Below are 21,909 nucleotides of genomic sequence, written 5' to 3'. Positions count from 1 at the left end.
ATCAGTTTTTGTTGCTAAACGCCCGCTTTTCCGTGGACTCCATCAGTCAATTTTGATAATTAATTTATTACTTATTAATTCCACATTGAGCTCAATATGATTGGTTTAAAAGCGCAGATAAGTTGGTTTAACAGTGAGAAAGGATTTGGCTTTGCGGTTCCGGATATCATTGCAATTGACGTATTGATCGATACTTCACAACTTGAGAATCAGTCCATCTCACTCAGCACGAATCAACGAGTCTATTTGGAAGTTGAACAAGACCAAGATGGCGCGTATCAAGCCATCAGCGTCGTGCCTTTGTAACACGTAATGACACAAGATAACGCAATGAAAAACCCATTGACCCCGGCTAAACCTGGCAGGCCAAAACGTGATCCTTTGCTAAACCTTGAGCAAGCAGTTGCGCGCAGTTATGCCAGCGTCATTACGTGGCGCGCCGAATTTCGAAAAGTTCTGGAGATGCAGTATCCGCAACTATCAGAAAACCAATACCATGAGCTGAGCCAACCCATCTTTTCTATTGCAGAAGAGTATAATTATTGGTCAAAAGTTGATGGCTTACTGCTTGGGCTACAGCGGAGCCCTAGATTCAACGAGCAGCTCAAACTCAAGCGTGAAAGTATTTCTAACACCATCAATGATATGGCCATTCGCTATCATTGGGTTCTCTCAGCCCGAGATGCGCATCAACACAAGATTGTGATCGATTTGAAACAGGTTGAAGCGACGATAGAAGAGATCAACGCCCTTAACTTACAGTCTTCCGCGACCCAATCCATTTACCTATATGCCTTGATTCAAGAAATACAATCTTCGCTACTAAACACATTTGATAAAAACACGACGCTAATCATCCGCCGATTAATACGCGCAGCATTGCAACTGATTCGCCATTATCGACTCGGCTTGCTATACCAAAACGCAAGTCAAACCAAAGCCGGGCGACCAACATTACCAATACCCATTTTGCTTAACCGAGAAGAACAGAATCTAATCGAACATTATATAGATTTACGTGAGCTTTACCGTCAGAGACAGTTAATCCAACTGACACCAGAGCAACTATGGAATAAGCATAAAACTGTGCTTGAGAAGAGTGACGTTGGGCGGCCTAGTCTAAGCGAGAAAGAAAAAACCGCTCGGTTGTTGGCGAGCAATCAACAGAAACTAGATAAGCTCCGCTGTATGAATGAACATCAAACACCTCTAGCAGCCACTGGTCGAGTTAAAAGAGGCAGAAGACCAGAAACAAAGGCGCAAAAGATACGTAAGCTCGTTGAGAAGATTTCGAAATTGGAGGCGCACTTAGTAAAGCTGTCTCATCCCAACTCTTAGTTTGAACGTAAAAACCAAACATAACTGTTTTTTATTAACGAAAATTACTTGCTAAAGTGCCTCTCAATCCATAGGAGGCGCTTATGAAACACTCTATTGCTCAGTTTTTCATTCTAATTACGCTGCTGATTTTTACCCCCAGTTTGTTCGCGCAAATCATCGCACTTTTTGCCGAATCTAATACGCTTTCATACGAAGCAGACGCTGCCTCTGTTTCTCATATCTATGATTTGGCCATTTATCGCTCCCGTTAAGTCGCCACGGCATAACTCAGCACATTATCATTCGCACAACAACAAATGACCTGTGTTTACGCCTATCAACCATAGCGTTTATCTGTTTACAGGAGTCCGTTACTTAAACTAATGAGCTACTATCTTCTGAATCGAACCGTCCTTTTTGACAGTTTGACAGGGAAAATCGTTTTTACAGGGAATAAGAAATCAAAGCAGTTACGTTCTAACGAATGGAAACTACTACAACTATTTGTCTCACGCGAAGGGCAAGACATCACGCGTGATGAGATCCTTCAAAGCATATGGCAGAACAAACGAGCAAGATCGAGTGTAACAACATCGATCAAAAACCTCCGAGCCCAGCTCGAAGATGGCGCTCATCAACCTCGCTATATTCAAACCCAAGTCATGACGGGCTATGTGTTCATTGCATCGGTAAAACCGCTCACTAAATCTGAATTTGATCAAGCAATACGAGCCAATGACACAATCACCTCAACTCTTAAACGCAATCTGAAGAAGCACCGCAAAGTTTGCACCTTGTGCATAATCAATGTGATTAGTTTAGCAACCATCATTTTCTCGATTCGGCTGCTTTATATGAGCGGCGCTTTTGAGTTTATTTCGGCAACATCGGAGTCTCATGCCATTGTTCCGATGGTCATACAAACGGAGCAAAATGAGCTTTCACACCAATCTATTTACAATATTTGCAACGCTTTGGCGATTGATGCTCAACAAGTTTCAAAACTGCTGTTTTTGCCCATCACACAAGAAAACCCGCGCCCGAACTCCCCAAACTTAACTTGGGCTAACGAATCGAAAGAGATGTTGATATGTCACATGCCTTCCACAAAGCCATCACTATAGCCCTTGCTATTGTTGCCATACTCAGTGCCAGCGTAAGTTACGTTTATTACGACAACTTTGCACCAGATAAAATCGCCCTTTCCAATCCAATATGGGAATTTAAGCACCGAGGATACCCAAGTCAATTTGGTTATCTAAGTCATCAATGGGGGCTGCGTATTATTGAAATTCACTCGCAATTTCAAACCGACGAACATTTCGCAACGCAAGCCATCGAATTTAAAATGTTTGATGATCATGGACTATTGGGTGAATTCATTTTGCAGTTCGATTTAAACTGGCAATCCGAGGGGCAAAAGCTCGATATTTCTGTCATTGATTCTACAATCGAAATTACGTCTGCATCTAACGGCTTCGATTTAGACGCGCTACATACCTACCTTTACGACATGGTCCACAACATGTATCAAGTTCCGAGAGAGGTCATCTCTGCAAGCAATACTATGCTGATTGTCGATGTTCCTTATCTTGGTATTATCCGACTAACTCCGACCTCAACAGCCCACCTCATCCAAAACTAACTCAACCCAATTGGCTACTGATAATAAGTAGCCTCCCTCATAGACATTTGTTGCTGTTGCATATTTTCTATTCCTATTATTAATCATGAAACGTACACAATCGCGCCTGAAATCAGATGAATTAAACTAAAATTCAAACACTTATAAGATTTCTAAAAATAGCTAATTTAGTTTTTCTCAACTTGGATTCCCTACACTACTGAGCATCAACACGATAAGGCGATGTCTATGTTCAGTATCCAACTTGCCAATATTGACGATCTCACTTCTTTGATGAGACAGATTCTATCAAGTGTCCGAGAAGAACGAGTAACCATTCTTCCAAAAGAAAAGCTTACGCTACTCGATCGAGCGGATGACCTTTTTCAACATGTGTCTATGACGAAGAAAGTTGATCAAATCGCGCTCTCAGAAGCTCTGGCTATCATAGAACGACTTGCTCTAGTCGTTAACTTAGAACGCTTTAGCCATTTTGGTCGCGATATTGAACGAGCGAGCCAAATCATCAACACCTTACAAACGGTGCTTGAAGCACCAAAAATGCAGAATGATGCAAGCATTGAAAGACTCACTGAGTACTTACTTTATCAACGCATTATTGACTGCCCGTCCACCATTCAAACCGGTAATAGCGTTCCAATCACCAAAGCCTATTTAGCAGGAATGCTTAACTTTAGCGAAGCAGTGGAAGCCGTTGAAGCTCTCGTCGCATGCAAAAAGAAACTTCAACTTATTCAAGTGGATGCATCTCGCACGACCACATCGAGATCCATTGCTGCATAACAACAATAACCAGAGATATAACTATGAACTTTTATCCAAAAGTGACGCTTCTTACGACCCTTATTTTGAGCAGTGCGGCAGTTGCAGCTCCCAATACACTGACTGGTGATTGGGCTGGCAATCGAACGGCTCTCGATGATTATGGACTCAGTTTGCAAGGCGAATACACAAATGTCGTTCAATCAGCAGTGAGTGGTGGCGATGGGACCAATGTGTCTCACCGATTTGACCTACTTGCTAGCCTTGATATCGAAAAGCTAGGAGGCTGGAGTGGTGGCAAACTGCATACTCAAGTCGTCGCTCGTGGAGGCGAAGCGAATGACTTTGGTATCCATTACCTGTCCCTTGCAAACTCAGGTCAGTACGGTGAAGATAATTCGCTATTCTTCTCGTCATTCTATTACTCACATCAGTTTTCTTCGAATACCAGTTTATTGGCAGGTAAAATTGATGCGTTTGAATTGCTAAGACACGCTCCATTTTATGGCGGTGCCACTCGTCATGGATTCTTAAACATTGCCTTTGCTGCCCCACCAAGCGGTGTTACTCCACCTTCATTTGTTGGCGCTATCGCTAACCGCACTATTGGTAGTACTCGACTTTCAGCAATGGTGTATGACCCTAGAGATCGCTACACGAATGACCTAGATTTCAGTGGTCTTTTTGAAGATGGGGTAAATGTTAGTGTCTCTGCGACTCACAATACGCAATGGTTTGATCGAGGTACATCACTCTCACTCGCTTATACATACAGCACTGAGGAGGGAATAGATTACCGTTATCTTGATCCAGAAGTCGGTTTCACAACCAATTCTAAATACAAGTACAACGCGAGAGCGCAGTTATCTCACAACTTAGTTGAATCAGAACAAAACTCTAGAGATGCTTGGGGAGTTCATATTAGAGCCGCGATTGCCGATGGAAATCCAAATATTATTGATGCAACTTTGGTCGGTGGTATAGGCGGAAGTGCCCTCTTCTTTAATAGACCAATGGACAGCTGGGGTTTAGGCTACTACTACTATGATCTTTCTAACGATCTGCAAGACAGTGTAAATAGCCTACCTATCGCAGACAAATTCCAAAATGAGCATGGATTCGAAGCCTATTACAGCTATCAAGCCATGCCTTGGTTAACCTTTACCGCAGATGTTCAATACTTAACACCGGCAGTCAGTACGCAAGAAGACACTTGGTTATTGGGTTTGCGCACTAATATTCGTTTCTAATAAAGCGGATTGATTCGATAAAAAGCGGCTTAACCGCCGCTTTTTATCTTTGCTGAAGATACCATTCGGTCATCCAGTCAAGGATACGAGCAAATACTTCAATATCCGATTTTCCAAAACAGAAAAATGCATTTAGGCCGAACGTTACATCTTTACCCACTTCTTCTAGACTTAACTCCACTAACTCCCCCCTATCTATCCACGGCTTCATATAGTGTTTTGGCATCACAGCCCAACCATTTTTCGTCACTAGTTCACACAGAAGATCATTATTACTGACCATGTGAGCTTTTGGTGACACTTTAACTGTGGCGAAATTAGGACTTAAAGTAGCAAAGTTCTCCGTAATATATTGGGTATCCAACATCAACTCTTCAATTCTGAGAGTGCTGGTTTGGGCTAGCGGGGAGTCGGGACGGGAGAAACAGCCGACTTCTATCGCACCTATCGAGCGCCAAGTCACGTCTTTTTCAGCGATCACTTGGCCACGATAAGGCATGACCGCGATGTCACAATCTTCACTTAGCAAAAGATCCATCGCCCTCTGGCGAGTACGATGCTGCCAATTAACGATAATGTCCGGATTATAGTGAAGTAGTTTATCCTCTACATAAGCGATGAGGCTGAGTGGCGTAATTACGTCGTAACAAATGTTGATCGTGTGTACATCTGTTTCGTAGAGTGTCTGACTTTGAACAAAGAGCGACCGATTCTGCTTTTCAACCAATTTTGCTCGGTGATAAAGCTGGTTAGCTTTATCGCTAGGAACGGCTTTTCTGCCATTGATCACAAATAGCGAATAACCGAGTAAATCTTCATAGGCGACCACATGCTCACGAACTGTAGTACGTGACTTACCCAACAGTTTTGCGGCATTACTATAAGAACCTTGCTCATAAACCGCCACAAAAGCACTAATTTGCTCCAAAGTGTGCATTTAATACTCTCTTCCATATCACTTGTTAGGAATATCCTATCATAATCGTTTTTTTTGTTTGGGTGATTCATGAAAGAATTGTAGCCAGTTCACTAATTCGGCACAAAAAAGAGAACATGATGAAAAAATTTCCCCTTACTCTACTGGCTACTCTCATTGCTTCACCTATGGTGATTGCAGCTCCAGATCTTATTCTAACCAACGGTGATGTTGTCACTGTGACTGGCGAGACAGAGCGCGCTCAAGCCGTCGCAATCAAAGATGGCAATATCGTCGCTGTTGGCTCAAATCAAGATATCCTCAAGCAAAAAGGCAAAGAGACTCATGTACGCGATCTTCAAGGCAAAACGCTCGCACCGGGTTTCATTGATAGCCATGGCCACTTTGCTCAATACCTACCTTTGATTGAAAGTGAATTTCTCTACCCAGCGCCAATGGGCAATGTAAATTCATTGGATGACATCAACAAACAGATGTCCGTATATTTTGCTCGCCCAGATCTCGATAAAGATATTCTTCATGTAGCGTTTGGCTACGATGATGCTGAACTCAAAGAGAATCGCCACCCGACCAAAGAAGATCTCAATAAATTTAGTGATGATTACAACTTCTGCGCCGTACATATTTCAGGGCACTTAGCGACCTGTAACACCAAAGGCTTAGAGTTTATTGGTTTCAACAATCAAACTCCAAATCCCGATGGTGGCGTGATTCGACGCGATGCAAATGGCGATCTTACCGGTGTCCTTGAAGAGTCAGCGGTATATGCCATTTTGGGTAATCTACCGCAAATGAATCAAGAAGATGCCATCCGCAAATTTGGCAAAGTTCAGGACATGTTTGCAAGCTATGGCGTTACAACGACACAAGAAGGTTTAGCAACCATGCCAGCGCTAAAAGCGATGAAGAGCATGGCTGAAAACAACTTAATGAAAATTGACCTTTTGGCCTATGCGAAATGGCTCGATCTTGACGAAGCTGTAAAGCTAATGCCAATGAAGTCGACTATTAATGGCTTTACGCTTGCGGGTGTTAAAATGGTCGGTGATGGCTCCCCACAAGGTAAAACCGCTTACCTATCAACACCGTACTACGAGCCACCTCATAGCCATGCCTACGATTACCACGGCTACCCTGTACTGAATCAAGAAGAAATGAATCACTGGGTAGAAACAGCCTACAAAATGAATGCGCAGATTCTTAGCCACAGTAATGGCGATGCTTCGGCGGACATTTTACTCAATGCAGTTGAGCGAGCCGACGAAAAGCTGGGGAAAGAAGACCGTCGCACCGTGGTTATTCATGCGCAAACAACACGTTTAGATCAAGTTAAGCGTATGAAAGAGAATGAAATGATCCCTTCATTCTTCCCGGCGCACACTTTCTTCTGGGGTGATTGGCACCAGAAATCAGTATTGGGACCTTGGCGAGCGTCGAACATCTCACCAATGGGATGGGCAAACTCGAATGATCTCATGTTCACGATTCACATGGATGCGCCAGTTCTATTCCCAGATATGATGACCAATATGTGGAGTGCAGTAAACCGTGTTACTCGTAGTGGTCAAACACTGGGTGAGCACCATAAGATTACGCCATACCAAGCACTGGAAGCAGTTACGATTAATGCGGCCTATCAAAACTTTGAAGAAGCAAGCAAAGGAACGATCGAAGTAGGTAAACGTGCTGACTTCGTTGTATTGGACTCAAACCCACTAGAGGTAGCCCCTTCGGACATTAATCAGATCCAGGTACTGGAAACGATTAAAGATGGGGAAACGGTTTTCCAACGTACTCAAGGCTAATTCAATAGATAAAAGCCTAAATCATTGATTAAAAAGCGAGGTTTTGATACCTCGCTTTTTTATTGCTTTCTTATGCCCAAGATAATTGGAGCTGCAGCTTCAAGTATGAAGGGGATACTTAACTTATTCGTCTTCGCCACAAGGCGAGATTGCCGCGGCGTCTTCAACCAAGATCACGCCTTTCTTCGCCAATTCATGGGCGATAGCATCCGCATTTTCAGAAAAAACCGCGCGTGTTGAGGCTAAATTCAAAATGACTTTGAACTTTGATGCAACCAATTGCTCAATAGATTTCTTCACACAAAAATCAAGCGCAAGGCCGCCAACAATTACCGTTTCTATCCCTTTTGCTTGCAAAAACTCAATACCACCAGTCGATAACGTATCTGCTTGGTCATGATAGAAAGCTCCGTAAGGATGTGCATCGGGATCTATGCCTTTATTTATCTGAAAGTCGTACTCACGAATAGCAGGTAAACCTGGCAATAGCTCAACACCTTGCGTTCCAACCACGCAATGCGGATTCCACTTGATATCCACTTCTGGCAAACCGACAGGTTCTAGCATGTTAGCAGGAGTTTCCGCTTCCCAAGCCGCGCCCGGAGGATGCATATCTCGTGACACCAATGTCACACTCGCTTTAGTGTGGTTAAGCAACAATTGTTCGACAATTTCTAACGCACCCACAACAGGTAATTCTTTTGGGCACAATTCACTAAAACCTTGCTGCGGATCCACATCAATCGAAGCCGTGGTTTTTCTATCAATTTTGATTGTTTCTAATGACATGATGTATTCCTTTCACGATTAACGCAGGCAAGTTTGAAAATAGGTCACGCGCTTGTGCCCAAGGCTGTATACTTGCGCAGGTTTACCTCCTTTACCTTTATTGGTGGAGGCCATTTTATTCGCACTCACTATCACACCGGTTTCGATTAAGCGGCGTTTGACCGTCATACGATTTATCTCTACGCCAAACTTAGCGTAGGCAGCGATAATATCTGACACAAGGAATTCAGCTTCCAGAGCAAATAGTGCTACAGAGGTGTACTCAATTGCCGCTCTTAACTTTTTCCACGCCAGTTTGATTAAATCGGCATGATCAAATGCCAACTCAATGTCATCATCGAGAACGCTATTTAACGCAAACCATCTCAACTGATCTTTACATAGACCGCTGTTTTCAATCTGCTCTACGTTCGCCCCGTTCAATAGTGCGTAGTGGGCAATGGTGACACTCCACCCTTCAGGATCTCGCTTGGGGTTACCTTCAACCATAGGCTGACTGATATAATTAGGATAGGTATGGATCTTTTGGCGACAGATACGACGGCGAGCAGCATCAAAATCTTCATCCGCTACCTGTCCACCTTGATGAGACAAATCTTGCTCAAATACAAACCCACCGGGAATCGACCACAACCCATGCTCTGGTCGCTCTGGATTATTGCGCTTAATAAGAAGCACCTCTAATCCCTCTTCTCCTAAGCGAAGACATATCATGTCTATCGTGACAATCATCTCATCAATCCTAAATCCTTAATTGCTGGTTACATTACCATTTAAACTTAATAGTTCAACATGAAAGTAACCAATTGTGACTAACCTTACCAACATCAATTGCTTATAAAGCCCCAAATAATTAGGGTTCCACTTGGGAAATATAAGGCATATGTATCTATAACTGGCAATACGACTTTTGGTTAATAACACAATTTGACAAACCAACAATGCTTAATTAAAGTTCGGTGCAGTAACAAAGCCCTAAGAAGAGATAGGATGGCTGAATGACTGCCAAACTTTTCAATGATCACATAATACAAAGTGCACTTGATCTTGATGTCTATAAGATCAACATGATGTGCGCGGCATATACGCTCTATCCTGATACTCAGGTGCGGTATGAGTTGATCGTACGTTCGAGCGAAGATTTATCCGATTTAAAAGCTGACGTCGAAATCGAATTATCCAAGCTTGCTACTTGTCAGTTTACGCATGATGAAATCGATTATTTACGTCATAAAGCTAGCTATCTCGACCACGCGTTTCTGAGTTATTTAGCGACCTTCCAGTTCTCCCCTAAACAACAAGTGACTGTCGATGTAACAGATGGTCAGTTGAGTGTCTCTATCCGAGGGTTATGGCACGAGACGATTTTGTACGAAACCTTAGTGATGAGCATCATTTCAGAAGTTCGCAACCGACGCCGATGGAATGACATTCCTTACTCCCAGTTTCGCTCAACGCTAGAAAGTAAGATCACATGGCTTAAACAAGAGTTAACGCGCCGTAATATTCACAACTTCCAGTTCTCTGAAATGGGCAGCCGACGCCGTTTTAGCTCTCAAGTACAGCATGATGTCGTGGATTACCTGCGCCACAATGCCCCAGAGTTAATGTCAGGCACCAGCAATTACCATCTTGCAAAACAGTTTGGCCTAACGCCAATTGGTACTGTGGCCCACGAATGGTTTATGGCCCACCAGCAACTAGTCAACACGGCACAATCTCAACAAATTGCCTTAGACCGATGGCATCAAACCTTTGATGGCCGTTTAGGTATTGCCCTTACTGATACCATCGGCATTGATGCATTTCTGCAGGACTTTACCGCAGAGAGAGCCGCAGCTTATGCCGGGGTTCGTCACGACTCAGGTAGCCCGTTTGATTGGGGTGATAAAATCATTTCGCACTATGACTCTCTCGGCATCGACCCAAGATCAAAAGTGCTGATTTTTACCGATGGTCTCAACTTCGACCGAGCTTTGGAAATCTGTGAATATTTTGCAGGACGCGCAAATGTCAGCTTTGGTATTGGCACTTTCTTAGCAAATGACATGGGCAATTGGTCTAATGGCGGACTCGCTTATCAACCACTCTCCATGGTTGTTAAAATGGCCGAATGTAACGGTTCTGCGGTAGCAAAAATCAGTGATGAACCAGAAAAAGCGATGTGTGAAGATGCAGAGTTTCTTCATCACTTGAAGCAAAGTTTTGGTTTAGTCAGCCAACTAGATAAGGCGAGTTAACCCTCAAGCGATCAAAAAACGGAGCGTTACGCTCCGTTTTATCTTTTTCGTTACAAGCTCATGATCTTCTTAAACTCTTCTTCAGAATACTTCTTCTCTGTACTCTTCGTTAAATCAGTCATCATCTTATAGCGTATTTCTGTCGCCATGCTTAACGTGCGCTTAAGCTGCCCATAAGAGTAATCGGAAGCCATATCCAGAGCGGCTTGTTTATCCACTTTATACATTTCACTCAGAGTTTGATCCAGATGACTCACTTGTTTGTAGAGTCGAGTCTCTTCTTTATCCCAGGTTTCTTTCAGTAGTGGTAGATACTTCTCTGGGTTTGCTGAAGCGAGTGCCGTCAAGCTTCTAAATTGCCAATAAGCCGAATCATCACTGTAGGTATCATCACCCACTTGATAGGCTTTCGGGTAATCTTGTAGAGTCGAATACAAAGGCACCAAAACAGATTCTGGCAACACGCCAAAGCTTTGCCAGATCACGCCTTGCAACTCTTTTGGCATCTCTTCGCGTAGCTGAATAATATGTGATTCCAATTGACGCTCAACCCGGATTGGTCGCTTACCTTTGCCCGCAAGCGCGGTACCATCAAAGGTAGCACTCAATACTTCAGCGACATCTTCAACTGATATTTTGTCGTCTGGCTTCATAAAGAGCGGATATTGAGCGCGTCGACTTTGTTGATGTTTAGATGGCGTCAACATTTTCTGCCCTAGCCACTCGCGATCAATATTGTATTCATCGCCTATCACACCGAACGCTTTAGCAAAGTTTAATGACGTCTTATCAACTTTATCTAACAGCTTATGTTGCTGAACAAATTCAACCATACCTTTAGAGTGCAAAACTTCCGGGCTATTAAGATCAACACCATGAACGCGTAAACCGTTGGCAATCATGGCATAGCTATCATCTGGTACTTTAACGGCGATCCAATGATGGCCAGAACCAATTTCAAACAGCCACGCCTCGTTCACGTCAGCAATATAGAGGCTATTTCCTTCTCCGGCTCCGTAAGTTTCAATATATTCTCCGAGTAGTTCAACACCTTGTTTTGCACTTTGAACTTGCGGCAAAATCAAAGTCGGAATGATCGCTTCTATCACTCCATTTTTAACTAACGGATCCGCTTTCTCAGCTTTGTCATTTACCTCTGCACTCGTTGTCGCAGAGATCGCGACGTTATGCTCATTGATGCCACGCTCTTCATAGAACTTACCGTCACTATCAACAGTAATCGCATCCCAATCCGGAATTGATGAATAAGCGAAGAAGTGTTTAGGCATAGGAACAACAAGACCGTTGCCCAACGTCCACTCTCCTGCTTCGTTATTTTGTGCTGGTCGATATTCTAAGTATTTGTTCCAGTTATTGATGCCAAAGTCTTCGTTTCGAGCAATCATAATACTGCCATCAGACGAAGCCCCTTTGCCAACAATCAAACCAGTACATGCAATCGCATTACCACTCAATGCTACTGCTATCGCACTCGTCAATAATGTCACAGACCATGTTTTCATCTCTTCTATCTCCGTATTGGAATCTATGTGGGGTGAATTCAGCTCTTTCGACTATGTGTTTGCAGTTATTATTATTTATAAAGCTGTTGAGGGGAGTCTAACGAGGTCTGTGAGTTATTTTTGACCAATCGATCACATAACCCAGAATAATAATTGAGAATAATTATTTGAAAAATATGCAGTTTTTGCATAATTCGGCTAGAGGTTAAAGCTCAACACCTGAAGTATCCCAAGAAAAGTTTTCGCATAACTGGTTGAGTTGCGACAGCTCTAGCTGAGTTTGATCAACTAACCACTGCAAGATTTCGTTGGCAATTGGAGTTCGGTTTTTTTGATAACAATAATACTGCCAGTCACTGTGTTGCAATGTAATGCTATCTGGACATTTTAAGAATTGACGCTTGAGCTCAGGTAATACTAATAGCAGGTCGGTGACCGTTACTCCCTGCCCGGATAAACAAGCACTCAACGCCAAATCAAGACTAAAAAACACGGTGTCTCTGCCCTGTTTTTTCCCCTTCAACTCTGCGTTCGAAAGCCACAATTTCCAATCTTGATGATCCAATGTGGCATGTAGATGAGGAAGCGTAAGTAGATCTTCAAGTTGAATATGGTTTTTAGACAGTAACTCAGCGTAAACAGGCGCCATATATTCCGCCCTCAAGAAGGTCACACCCGCTTTGTCCTTATACCTTTCACTCTTGCGAGTATTCAGAATTAATAAGTCGCAATCTTCATGTTCCAGTATTGGGTCTTCCTCAATGGAAGGAATAATCACGATCTCATGCTCAGGGTATTTTTCATTCAGCATCGCAACGTTAGGCAGTAAAACTCGAGTCGCGTAACTCAGTGCACTTTTTATCACGATTCGTTTCTTAGTTGGCGCTTTCCACTGAGCAATTAATGAGTCCAGGTTATGATAGTTTTGCCTTAAAACTTCATACAGATCTTTTCCTTGATGCGTGAGTTCTATCGCGCGATGTTTGCGAATAAGAAGAGACGCGCCTAACTCCGTTTCGAGCTGTTTGATCTGACGACTGACCGCACTCTGAGTAACGTTTAGCTCATCCGCCGCTTTAGTGAAACTCATCAAGCGTGCTACGGATTCAAACACTTTGAAGCTGTTGTGCGAGTACGGCAAATTCGAATATGGCGTCATTAGGTCTTCCCATGATCTGAACTCATGTGAGATTGGCATAAATGTCATTTGAATGCCAGCCCGATAACTCGTACTTTAATGTGATAAAGATCACGAGGCTCCTAATGAACAAAATTCTCTCTCTCGCTATACCACTGATTATTTCGCAGATGATCTCTATGGCATTGGTACTTACCGATGTATGGATGATGTCGCGACTCAGCGTATCTGCGATTGCAGCAGGAGGATTGGGGGCGTCGGTGTACTCTTTCGTATTCATCATTGCTGGTAGCACGGTGGGATGCGTAGCCAACTTGATCGCCATTGCGTATGGACAGCGTATTGCTCGCCCTGAATATGGCAACCAGCAAATCCGCTTAGCGGTTAAAGGCGCGGTTTTGCTGTCGGTGATTCTTACCATTGTACTGAGTGTTAGCTTTGCTTTTGTACCTCAACTGCTTGCGTTGGCGAATCAACCTAGCGAATTGGCAGCGCCTGCAATGCAGTATGTTGACACGTTAAAATGGGCGATGCTGCCATCTTTATTGTTGTTACTACTTCGTGGGCTAACCAGTGCTTTTGGCAATGTACGCTCTATTATGGTGATGTCATTGTTGACCGTCACTTTAAACGTACCAATTAGCTATGTGCTGGCATTTACTTTCGATTTTGGCCTTGCTGGATTGGGAGCAGGTACTGCGCTTGCTGCCTTCATTGTCATGTTAGGTTATGGCATGTGGGTATTTAAACGCCCTCAGTATGCACCTTTTGCTCCGTGGTTAAATAGAGACGAGTACTCGCTATCCTTACTCACACCTTTGCTTGCTATGGGCTTTCCTATCGCTTTGGCAGCACTACTTGAGCACGGCTTGATCTACGGTGGGACCTTAATGGCCGGCACCATTAGTATCGCTGCATTAGCCTTGCATCAAATATTGCTGCAGTGCTTAAGCTTCACTTGGAACATTAACTTTGGTTTCTCACAAGCGGCAGCCATATTAGTTGGCCAAGATTATGGCGCCGAAAATTACGATGGAATCAAACGTACTGCACTGCGTAGTTTTGGCATTACAACCCTATTGAGTATTGTACTCGCTGGCGGGTTTATGCTTTGGCCAGAACTGATTGCTGGTATGTTCAATCTTGATGCTGAACTCACTCAGTTGCTGACATTAGTCCTATGGGTGGTTGCTCTCTCTTTCATTGTCGATGCATGGCAATTGCTAGCGATCAACCTACTCCGTGGTATGAAAATAGTCGTTGGCCCAACCCTCATGACTGCGATTGGTTATTGGATGTTTGGTTTACCCGCTGCTTGGCTGCTTATGCCTGAATTTGAATTGGCAGGAATTTGGGGAGGCATTGGTGTTGGCCTTGGTGTGACTGGCGTCTTACTCTTGATCCAACTAATATTTGCGATTCAAAAGCATCGCACGATAGATCCTCTTGCCGTCGCTGCGAGTTAGCCGCTATTATCTCGCTTCAACGTTAAGAGACGCGCTAATGACAGATCTAGACCTAGAATTTGAACACATCTATTTGGAAGCCAAAGCAGAGCGTTGGCATCAAATTGAACGTTTTCTATTCAGTTATTTCTGTTATCGAGAAGGCTATCTATCTAGTAAAGGTAACCCTGATTGGGAAAAGGCTCGCGCATCGTCACCTCGTTCTTTGCAAGTTGAATCACTTAGCCAATCTGATTTAGAGCCTGTTGTTCCACTCGAAGTAGTTGTGGGTGAAATTAAACGCTATGTACGCGATGGTGAGTTAACACCGACGACACTCAAACGAGTGCTTGATTGTTTACTTCACTATAAAACCATCAGTAAAGTACAAAAACAGGCATTAAAAAAAGCTGGCTTGCAGAGTGCAATGCCAGCTTCTTGGTATCAAAGTGAGGAAAAAGATCCTTACTTACGATTTAAGTTGCAAGGAATTATTGTTCAGGAAACTCCTGAGTGAGTGTGTAGACATCGCCCCACATATCACCTTCGTCGTTTTCGCCTACACCAGGCCATCCTGTATCATTACCTTTAGACAACGCTTTTAGCGATACTTTAGTACCGTCGGTTCCAACGATGGCGAGATAGTCAATAAACGTCAGTTCACCAGCCGTGATGGTCACCACGAGTATGTTATTGGTGTCATCAATAGACCAAGTAAAGTCGTAGTTTTCTGCAGGCTCTTCACCTAAATCAGTGTAGAAACCAGAGCCATCGCTATTAAACGTATACTCTTCGTCTGCTTCTAATCCGATCTGAGAAATGACTATCTGGCGGTCACTCTTATCAAAGAACTCATTACTAAACCATACTTCTTCTGCTAAATCTGACTTACATTCGTCAATCGCATCTAAGTACTCAGCAAACGAGGCAGTGGTTAGTGGCACATCATTGACATCATCCCACTCAGTATTGCCAGTCTGACATTCTTGTACATTCTCCATTGAACTGTCTACATAGCTATCAGACCAAATCGCACCATCTTCTAGCTCAAACACCACCATTTGGTATTCACCATCGTCACGTTGAAGAATGACATATTGTTCATAAACCATGCTGGCATTATTTGGATCCGTGGTTTGAACTTTCTTACCATCTACAATTGACCACGCAAAATCTCCAGTGTAAACACCGTTGCGATATGACATTCCTGAACCATCGCCATTGTAGACTTTGGCTCTCATTTCACCGCGACTATTTGTACGTAGTAAGGTTTTACCTTCAACATCAAACGACGATGCAGTTAGTGTTGTCCCTGTACACGCTTCATAGTCAGAAATGGCAGTATTAAAGTCATCTTGAGTCGCATCTGCATCCATCTCTGTAAATGGACAAATAGCCTTATCAATCAACTCAAATGTTTCAGACCAAATCGCGTTAACTAAGACACCAGCATCATTGGTATAGGTTTCAAAGTGTTTGACTGACCAAACAGCATCCACTTCTTCAACTGCAGCAAAGGTCGATACAGTACCTGCAGTAGAGGCAGATTCCGTTTCTTTACCAACGAGAGCCCATTTCCAAATACCACCATCTTCAAATGTGATAACGAGGTAGTCTCCTTCAATTGCCCATGATGCATCAAATGAGTACTTGCCGTTTTTACCAACGTATACAGCCCCCTCTTCAGCAAAAGTGTATTGGCGAGAGCTTTCGTCATCTCTATAGCGCTCAAAAGTGTTACCTACCAACATCTCGGAGGTAATTGCACTTTCCAAACCGCCACAACCAGCGATGGCCAATAAGAAATCACTGTCCGTTGCTCCCGACTCGACGTTATTGGCGTAACACTCACCTAATGGTAAATCGAGTACGCTGATGATCTCTTCTTTAACCGTTTCACTAACAAAGAGAATTTCGTCGTCTTCCAATGCAACGCCAGCTTTTTCAACACTACCCTTCAGAACAACACCGTCATAAACAGAGAAAATCATTGTGGTGCTTTCTTCATCCCACAATTCGCCCCATTCAGTCAGTGCGGCTTGAGGAACAGTAAGCTCGATTAAGTCGACAGCAGTCACGCCACCATCAGACCAAGTTCCGCTTGCTACTTTAGTTGCGTAGGTATCATTGGTGATTTCATCTCGGTTTATCCAGTCCATGGTGTAATAGTTTGCGGTGAAATCATCAAGCAACTCGACAGCCGCCGCCATATCTCCACCATCACCAGACAAGTAAACCCCGACAAAGTCACCAGTACTTGCTGACTCACCAACGGAAGTTTCTGCAATGAGATCATCCAAAGATGTTGCTTCACCGTCAGAGGCTCCATCATCACCGCGGAATACCCAAGCATCACTACCTTCCCAGAGGTTATAAATATCCTCTTCTGGAGTTATTGTTGCTTCTACCTCTTCGGCACCTTCGCTAAAGACCTTAGCCGTATCAGTAAATTCATCCCAGATTTCGTCTTCTGCAGCATAGGCTGATACATTGTCACCGGCTAAATCATCATAAACAGCTGCCACTGTATAGCTAACTGTCTCTTGATAATTCGTCGCGTAAGCAATAATTTCGTCACCATCAGAGAAGTCAATGGTATATAGGCCATCCATTTCTTCCCAACCATTGGCGGTTAAGACAATATTATCGTCTTCATCGAAATCAAAACTGAATTCGCCAAAGCTGTTAACGGTAACACCACCGGTTAGGTTTGCCATACCGTTGGCAACTTCTAAGGTTTCAATGTCGATAATTCCATCTTCAATATCACCATCGAAAATGTATGCGTAACTGATCTTAGAGAAGAAACTCGCAGCTCTTGCGTTGTCACTTTCCGCGGTTTCATTATCTAGTGGAGCCGAGTCAAATTCATCGAGAACACCATCACCATCATCATCGTCATCAGCATTGTTACCGATACCATCACTATCAGTATCTAAAGATTCATTAGGATCAGCTGGGAAGGCATCTTGCAAACCATCAACGCCATCACCATCTGAATCTCCCGCTTGAGTGTTGTCATCAGGGAATTCATCATCTAAATCATCGACGCCATCACCATCACTATCACCGGCACGAGTCGGATCTCCAGGGTATTCATCAGTTGCACTATCTACGCCATCACCATCTGAATCGCCTACACGCTCAGGATCATCTGGGAATTCATCATAGAGATCATCGGTGCCATCACCATCTGAGTCACCAGCACGAGTGTCGTCGTTCGGATAATCATCTTCGGTGTCATTAACACCATCATTGTCATCATCTAGGTCTGCGTTATCACCAATGTTATCATTGTCCGCATCAGCACTTTCCGTTGCATCAGTAGGGAACGCGTCACTGCCATTTAGTACAGTATCGCCATCGATATCATCATCAGAGTTATCACCGGTTCCGTCATTATCTAAGTCATACTGTTCGTTTTCATCATTAGGAAACGCGTCGAGTAGATCTGGAACACCATCGCCATCGGTATCCGTATCAACATCGATGGCATCATAATCTTCAGGGTTACTGTCGTTAACTTCTTTGATCGCCGTTGAAAGACTGTCAGCAGACTCTAGCAATGTGTCGTCTGTACCTTCGGCTGCATCACCAAGATCTTCTTCGTCATCAGGCAATACATTTTGCTCAACGATGGTTTCTGCCGCAAAAGCTGCATCATCGAGCCCTTCCTCTATGAAATCACCCAGAACGTCTTCTTCATCAATGCCTAAATCGGCAGCAACTTCTGCAACCGCAGCTTCTTTCGCCGCTTCGATTTCTTCATCGGTAGCATCGTCATCAGTGGTTTGTTCAAGGATGACATGAACAAGTGTAGAAAGAGGAGTGACATCGGTTTCACCCGCAGGCGCCGACATGACATAGGCCGTAGTGACAGGACCATTGTCTTCATCTTCTGTTTGACCAGGTATTGCTTTAACAACCACTGAATAGTTCTCAGGGGTATCGACATTTGATACATCTAGATTAGCAACGCCACCAGCGCCGGAAGTTGCAGAAGGTTCATTGTCATCTTGAACAAAGTCACCATCGAGATCGAGCCAAACCAATGCCCCTTTAAGGTAGCCATCAATAGCAGTTACGCTGTAAGTACTACTACCAGAAGAGTCTGAGTCGGAAGAAGAGCTGCCACCACCACAACCAGCAAGAGCAACAGCACTGGCCAGCCCAAGAGCCAGCGAAATTTTGTTTAGTTTCATACCTATATCCATTAGTTTACTAACCAACACATATAAGCTAGTTCTAAAATATTACATTCGCCAATTTGCGAGTCATAATAAAAAATTAGTTAGTTTGCATTATTGATTCTAAAAAAAGCAATATTTTTCAAAGCGATAACTAATCAATCGCCTGAATGTCAAAAAGAAGAACTCATAAACACCGAATATTAATAACCTTATTTATTAATAAGTTACTTGAATAATACAATTTTTTGAAAGGAGTGCGATTTTTGCTCATAGTCACAATACTTAAACTAAAATGAGAAAAAGGTTTACGCCCCTTCACCCAGATTGCATGACGCTGAATTCGCATATTTTGGCATAAAAAAACCTGCCGATTGAGCAGGGTTTTTACTTTCTAGTTAGAAGTGATTAATCACACAGTGACGCACCGAACTTCTCAGATAACGGTGCAACCTCACATGGAATGAAACGTAGGCCGTATTCGAATAGACGGACAGGTGGCTGTTGACGTTTCTGATTGTGAACCACAGTATTTAATAACCCCCCGCTCACTAAACTGTCAGACAACTTAGGCTTAGTCGGTTGTATAACGTAGCGGTGAACTGAGTAAAATGAGCCATGGCACTCATGCTACCAAGCGCCATGAGTACCAAGTGTGTTGTTTAGAATTAAACATTTTATAGTGCCTCTCTACTTACTTTAGAGAGAACACAGAATGCGCCCCTCTCAATCAATATAGCCACTATAAAGTGTGAAGTTGTAGACGGGTCAATGGTGATTTGAATGAATAACTTTTCAATGGTGGTGGCTTAACTAGCTCATTTCTACCCCATTGTTTGTTTAGACCAAGCAACACACATTTAATCTAAGCCTCATTTGACTTACTTGTTATAATCATTGTCCTGCGTTATCTAGTGCGATCACCTATCCCAGTCGTCAGATTTGTTTACAATAATATCGATAATTTCTGCAAGTTCTTTTCCTTTTGGCGTCAACCCGTAATAAACTGTCACAGGAACCGTCTGTTCTTGTCTTCTCCAAACAAAACCTTCTCCTGTTAACAGCTTTAAACGCTCACTGAGGACTTTGCTAGACACCAAGGCTAACTGCTTCTGTATTTGCCCAAACCGCATTTCTTTATGCTGACCGACTAACCAAACAATATGCGCAGTCCACTTCGTAGAGATCAACATTAAGTATCGATCCGCACTACAATAGCCCTCGGGGTGTTTACCTTGCTGGCTCATAGTCTACTCCTTTTATATGTTCATATTGCATTTTCTAAAATTGGCGCACCTTATTAAGTTACCTGTAGGTACCTAGTTACTTTTAGGTACCTAATTTTATTTAGTAATCAACTCTAATACTATCACACTATCTTTACAGAACACTAAATGAAGGAAACATTATGAAAGCTGTATGGTTGATTGCTTTAAGCGCTTTTTCTTTTTTATCTTATGGCTCGACAGATTACACAAAACCGCAAACACCTAGCGAATTACACCAATTATTTGCAAAGTATTTTTCAAATAAAGATACAACTGGGCTCGCGACATTATTCCATGAAGATGCAGTATTCGTCTTAGATGCTGAAGGTAACCTTGCTAGAGGCAAAGACGCTATCGTACAAACCTTGAAAGGCTATATGCAAGGTGACGTGAAATTGGTCACACATGGCGTGTCTATTCATATCAATGGCGACACTGCACTTATTCGTTCCGACTGGGAAATCCCGAATGTACAAACAGGAATGGCTCTAGAAGTAATGAAATATTCTGATGGCGGTTGGCTTTATATCATCGATAACCCCAATGGCTTCTAAACATTAGCTACCCCGTCAACATGCTAAAAATTATTTAGGAGTACTAAAAAATGAGAGCTCTACAAGTAACTGAATTTGGCAGCCCAGAAGTGCTAACCGTAAACCAAGTTGAAAAACCGCAAATAAGCGAAAGCCAACTACTAATTAAAGTCGCTTATAGTGGCATTAACTTAGCAGATACGTACCTTCGTAAAGGTGCCTTCCCAGGCGTACCCACCCCTCCTTTTACTTTAGGGATGGAAGGATCAGGCATTATTGAAGAGATGGGGGCTAAAGTCAGTGGTTATAAGGAAGGACAACTTGTCGCATTTTCAGCCAGTCAATCCTACGCTGAGTACGTTGTTGTCGACACTACCAGCTCATTAGAGTGGGAACTAGCTGTCCCTGTATCACTTTCACCTCTAGTAGCAAGTAGTATCAGTATGTCGGCAAGAACTGCAATTCTCTTGACCCAACGTTTGAGCAGCTCTGCGCAAAAAGTTCTCGTTCATGCTGGAGCAGGAAGCGTGGGAAGCGTTCTAGTTCAACTTCTTAAAGCTCAAAACCATGAAGTTATTGCTTTAGTCGGCTCTGATAAAAAGAAAGAATATGTACATTCATTGGGAGCAGATCGTGTTTTAAATTATAAACAGGAAAGTGTCCAAAATATTATAAGAAGCGAATATCCAGATGGAATAGACGCTATTTTCAATGCTACTGGTGGTAATTCTATTGCAAGAGATATCGACCTTCTTGCAAGTAATGGACATTTAATTTGGTATGGCTTCGCTGAAAGTAATCAAGCCCCCAATATAGAAACAGCACTACAAAATGCCTTTATGAAGTCGATTAAGCTTGAATTATTTAATGGAGGAACCCACTGTAAACAAGGCAATGTCTCGGCGATAAAATCAATCGAGAGCTTGCTTTTAGAGCGTAAGATTAAAATGCCAGCTCACAAGATCTATTCACTCGAAGAAGGCGTAAATGCTCATCAAGATTTAGAAAGTGGTAATACGGTAGGAAAGTTAACTCTTCAACTTTAAGAAACTGTACTGAACTATGCA

General features: G+C 43.0%; 20 protein-coding genes and 1 pseudogene. 13 read left to right on the top strand and 8 right to left on the bottom strand.

Going from position 1 to position 21,909, the window contains the following annotated elements; translation table 11 throughout:
• Nucleotides 1-96 precede the first annotated feature (96 nt).
• From GVO60_RS12765 to GVO60_RS12735, 7 genes are all read left to right on the top strand, one after another.
• Nucleotides 97-306: a cold-shock protein gene (locus GVO60_RS12765; RefSeq protein WP_159654596.1), complete on the top strand. Its 210-nt coding sequence runs from the start codon at nt 97-99 to the stop codon at nt 304-306.
• Between the two features lie 6 nt (nt 307-312).
• Nucleotides 313-1,338, top strand: coding sequence for a hypothetical protein (locus GVO60_RS12760; protein ID WP_159654594.1), 1,026 nt, complete (start codon nt 313-315; stop codon nt 1,336-1,338).
• 83 nt (nt 1,339-1,421) lie between these two features.
• Nucleotides 1,422-1,592 (top strand): hypothetical protein, encoded by a 171-nt coding sequence (locus tag GVO60_RS12755; RefSeq protein WP_159654592.1) that lies wholly within the window; start codon nt 1,422-1,424, stop codon nt 1,590-1,592.
• 111 nt (nt 1,593-1,703) lie between these two features.
• Nucleotides 1,704-2,444 (top strand): winged helix-turn-helix domain-containing protein, encoded by a 741-nt coding sequence (locus tag GVO60_RS12750; RefSeq protein ID WP_159654590.1) that lies wholly within the window; start codon nt 1,704-1,706, stop codon nt 2,442-2,444.
• Entirely contained in the window at nt 2,411-2,965 is a 555-nt protein-coding gene (locus GVO60_RS12745) for a hypothetical protein (protein ID WP_159654588.1), read from the top strand. The genes GVO60_RS12750 and GVO60_RS12745 overlap by 34 nt, the downstream gene beginning before the upstream one ends.
• Before the next feature lie 228 nt (nt 2,966-3,193).
• Nucleotides 3,194-3,748 carry a hypothetical protein gene (locus tag GVO60_RS12740; protein WP_159654587.1) on the top strand — a complete coding sequence of 185 codons (555 nt, stop codon included), beginning with the start codon at nt 3,194-3,196 and terminating at the stop codon, nt 3,746-3,748.
• Nucleotides 3,749-3,771: 23 nt separating this feature from the next.
• Nucleotides 3,772-4,977 (top strand): carbohydrate porin, encoded by a 1,206-nt coding sequence (locus GVO60_RS12735; RefSeq protein WP_159654585.1) that lies wholly within the window; start codon nt 3,772-3,774, stop codon nt 4,975-4,977.
• Nucleotides 4,978-5,020: 43 nt separating this feature from the next.
• Here the strand turns inward: GVO60_RS12735 and GVO60_RS12730 are convergent, their stop codons facing one another.
• Complete coding sequence (locus GVO60_RS12730; protein ID WP_159654583.1) at nt 5,021-5,914, bottom strand: LysR family transcriptional regulator; 894 nt, start codon at nt 5,912-5,914, stop codon at nt 5,021-5,023.
• 119 nt (nt 5,915-6,033) lie between these two features.
• Between GVO60_RS12730 and GVO60_RS12725 the strand changes: the two genes are divergently transcribed.
• Nucleotides 6,034-7,719, top strand: a complete 1,686-nt coding sequence (locus GVO60_RS12725; RefSeq protein WP_159654837.1) for an amidohydrolase — start codon at nt 6,034-6,036, stop codon at nt 7,717-7,719.
• A 123-nt stretch (nt 7,720-7,842) separates the two neighbouring features.
• On the opposite strand, the gene GVO60_RS12720 is transcribed toward GVO60_RS12725, so the two are convergent.
• Nucleotides 7,843-8,508 (bottom strand): cysteine hydrolase family protein, encoded by a 666-nt coding sequence (locus GVO60_RS12720; protein WP_159654581.1) that lies wholly within the window; start codon nt 8,506-8,508, stop codon nt 7,843-7,845.
• Nucleotides 8,509-8,526: 18 nt separating this feature from the next.
• Nucleotides 8,527-9,240, bottom strand: coding sequence for an NUDIX domain-containing protein (locus GVO60_RS12715; protein ID WP_159654579.1), 714 nt, complete (start codon nt 9,238-9,240; stop codon nt 8,527-8,529).
• A gap of 266 nt (nt 9,241-9,506) precedes the next feature.
• Here GVO60_RS12715 and pncB point away from each other — a divergent pair, with 266 nt between their 5' ends.
• Nucleotides 9,507-10,748, top strand: coding sequence for a nicotinate phosphoribosyltransferase (gene pncB, locus GVO60_RS12710; RefSeq protein ID WP_159654577.1), 1,242 nt, complete (start codon nt 9,507-9,509; stop codon nt 10,746-10,748).
• Nucleotides 10,749-10,798: 50 nt separating this feature from the next.
• Here pncB and GVO60_RS12705 read toward each other — a convergent pair whose 3' ends face one another.
• Both GVO60_RS12705 and GVO60_RS12700 read right to left on the bottom strand, forming a co-directional pair.
• On the bottom strand, nt 10,799-12,271 hold the full coding sequence (locus GVO60_RS12705; protein WP_159654575.1) for a C69 family dipeptidase: 1,473 nt from the start codon (nt 12,269-12,271) through the stop codon (nt 10,799-10,801).
• 205 nt (nt 12,272-12,476) lie between these two features.
• Nucleotides 12,477-13,430, bottom strand: coding sequence for a LysR family transcriptional regulator (locus GVO60_RS12700; protein ID WP_159654573.1), 954 nt, complete (start codon nt 13,428-13,430; stop codon nt 12,477-12,479).
• Nucleotides 13,431-13,534: 104 nt separating this feature from the next.
• On the opposite strand from GVO60_RS12700, the gene GVO60_RS12695 reads away from it, so the two are divergent.
• Both GVO60_RS12695 and GVO60_RS12690 read left to right on the top strand, forming a co-directional pair.
• Nucleotides 13,535-14,875, top strand: coding sequence for an MATE family efflux transporter (locus GVO60_RS12695; RefSeq protein ID WP_159654571.1), 1,341 nt, complete (start codon nt 13,535-13,537; stop codon nt 14,873-14,875).
• A 37-nt stretch (nt 14,876-14,912) separates the two neighbouring features.
• Nucleotides 14,913-15,371, top strand: a complete 459-nt coding sequence (locus GVO60_RS12690; RefSeq protein WP_159654569.1) for a hypothetical protein — start codon at nt 14,913-14,915, stop codon at nt 15,369-15,371.
• On the opposite strand, the gene GVO60_RS12685 is transcribed toward GVO60_RS12690, so the two are convergent.
• The 3 genes and pseudogenes from GVO60_RS12685 to GVO60_RS12675 all read right to left on the bottom strand — a co-directional run bounded on the left by GVO60_RS12685 (nt 15,346) and on the right by GVO60_RS12675 (nt 20,288).
• Nucleotides 15,346-19,056, bottom strand: coding sequence for an AAA family ATPase (locus GVO60_RS12685; RefSeq protein ID WP_225874930.1), 3,711 nt, complete (start codon nt 19,054-19,056; stop codon nt 15,346-15,348). The two genes, GVO60_RS12690 and GVO60_RS12685, sit on opposite strands and share 26 nt — an antisense overlap.
• 444 nt (nt 19,057-19,500) lie before the next feature.
• Nucleotides 19,501-19,584, bottom strand: a pseudogene (locus GVO60_RS22680) (hypothetical protein); the annotation flags it as partial.
• A 377-nt stretch (nt 19,585-19,961) separates the two neighbouring features.
• Nucleotides 19,962-20,288, bottom strand: coding sequence for a winged helix-turn-helix transcriptional regulator (locus GVO60_RS12675; RefSeq protein ID WP_159654563.1), 327 nt, complete (start codon nt 20,286-20,288; stop codon nt 19,962-19,964).
• Between the two features lie 161 nt (nt 20,289-20,449).
• Here GVO60_RS12675 and GVO60_RS12670 point away from each other — a divergent pair, with 161 nt between their 5' ends.
• A complete protein-coding gene (locus tag GVO60_RS12670) occupies nt 20,450-20,863 on the top strand; it encodes a YybH family protein (protein ID WP_159654561.1) in 414 nt (137 codons plus the stop codon).
• Between the two features lie 50 nt (nt 20,864-20,913).
• The gene (locus GVO60_RS12665; RefSeq protein WP_159654559.1) at nt 20,914-21,888 is read left to right on the top strand and encodes a quinone oxidoreductase family protein; all 975 of its coding nucleotides are present in this window, start codon (nt 20,914-20,916) and stop codon (nt 21,886-21,888) included.
• The last annotated feature ends 21 nt before the right edge of the window (nt 21,889-21,909 follow it).

Origin of the sequence: Vibrio atypicus, assembly GCF_009811315.1 — a bacterium.
In the GTDB taxonomy this organism is placed as follows: domain Bacteria; phylum Pseudomonadota; class Gammaproteobacteria; order Enterobacterales; family Vibrionaceae; genus Vibrio; species Vibrio atypicus.
This window is presented reverse-complemented; position numbering and strand designations above follow the sequence as displayed.

Excerpts from the sequence above, each read along its gene's own strand:
- GVO60_RS12765 (WP_159654596.1), top strand. The coding sequence starts at position 97 with ATGATTGGTTTAAAAGCGCAGATAAGTTGGTTTAACAGTGAGAAAGGA.
- GVO60_RS12760 (WP_159654594.1), top strand. The coding sequence starts at position 313 with ATGACACAAGATAACGCAATGAAAAACCCATTGACCCCGGCTAAACCT.
- GVO60_RS12755 (WP_159654592.1), top strand. The coding sequence starts at position 1,422 with ATGAAACACTCTATTGCTCAGTTTTTCATTCTAATTACGCTGCTGATT.
- GVO60_RS12750 (WP_159654590.1), top strand. The coding sequence starts at position 1,704 with ATGAGCTACTATCTTCTGAATCGAACCGTCCTTTTTGACAGTTTGACA.
- GVO60_RS12745 (WP_159654588.1), top strand. The coding sequence starts at position 2,411 with ATGTCACATGCCTTCCACAAAGCCATCACTATAGCCCTTGCTATTGTT.
- GVO60_RS12740 (WP_159654587.1), top strand. The coding sequence starts at position 3,194 with ATGTTCAGTATCCAACTTGCCAATATTGACGATCTCACTTCTTTGATG.
- GVO60_RS12735 (WP_159654585.1), top strand. The coding sequence starts at position 3,772 with ATGAACTTTTATCCAAAAGTGACGCTTCTTACGACCCTTATTTTGAGC.
- GVO60_RS12730 (WP_159654583.1), bottom strand. The coding sequence starts at position 5,914 with ATGCACACTTTGGAGCAAATTAGTGCTTTTGTGGCGGTTTATGAGCAA.
- GVO60_RS12725 (WP_159654837.1), top strand. The coding sequence starts at position 6,034 with ATGAAAAAATTTCCCCTTACTCTACTGGCTACTCTCATTGCTTCACCT.
- GVO60_RS12720 (WP_159654581.1), bottom strand. The coding sequence starts at position 8,508 with ATGTCATTAGAAACAATCAAAATTGATAGAAAAACCACGGCTTCGATT.
- GVO60_RS12715 (WP_159654579.1), bottom strand. The coding sequence starts at position 9,240 with ATGATTGTCACGATAGACATGATATGTCTTCGCTTAGGAGAAGAGGGA.
- pncB (WP_159654577.1), top strand. The coding sequence starts at position 9,507 with ATGACTGCCAAACTTTTCAATGATCACATAATACAAAGTGCACTTGAT.
- GVO60_RS12705 (WP_159654575.1), bottom strand. The coding sequence starts at position 12,271 with ATGAAAACATGGTCTGTGACATTATTGACGAGTGCGATAGCAGTAGCA.
- GVO60_RS12700 (WP_159654573.1), bottom strand. The coding sequence starts at position 13,430 with ATGACGCCATATTCGAATTTGCCGTACTCGCACAACAGCTTCAAAGTG.
- GVO60_RS12695 (WP_159654571.1), top strand. The coding sequence starts at position 13,535 with ATGAACAAAATTCTCTCTCTCGCTATACCACTGATTATTTCGCAGATG.
- GVO60_RS12690 (WP_159654569.1), top strand. The coding sequence starts at position 14,913 with ATGACAGATCTAGACCTAGAATTTGAACACATCTATTTGGAAGCCAAA.
- GVO60_RS12685 (WP_225874930.1), bottom strand. The coding sequence starts at position 19,056 with ATGAAACTAAACAAAATTTCGCTGGCTCTTGGGCTGGCCAGTGCTGTT.
- GVO60_RS12675 (WP_159654563.1), bottom strand. The coding sequence starts at position 20,288 with ATGAGCCAGCAAGGTAAACACCCCGAGGGCTATTGTAGTGCGGATCGA.
- GVO60_RS12670 (WP_159654561.1), top strand. The coding sequence starts at position 20,450 with ATGAAAGCTGTATGGTTGATTGCTTTAAGCGCTTTTTCTTTTTTATCT.
- GVO60_RS12665 (WP_159654559.1), top strand. The coding sequence starts at position 20,914 with ATGAGAGCTCTACAAGTAACTGAATTTGGCAGCCCAGAAGTGCTAACC.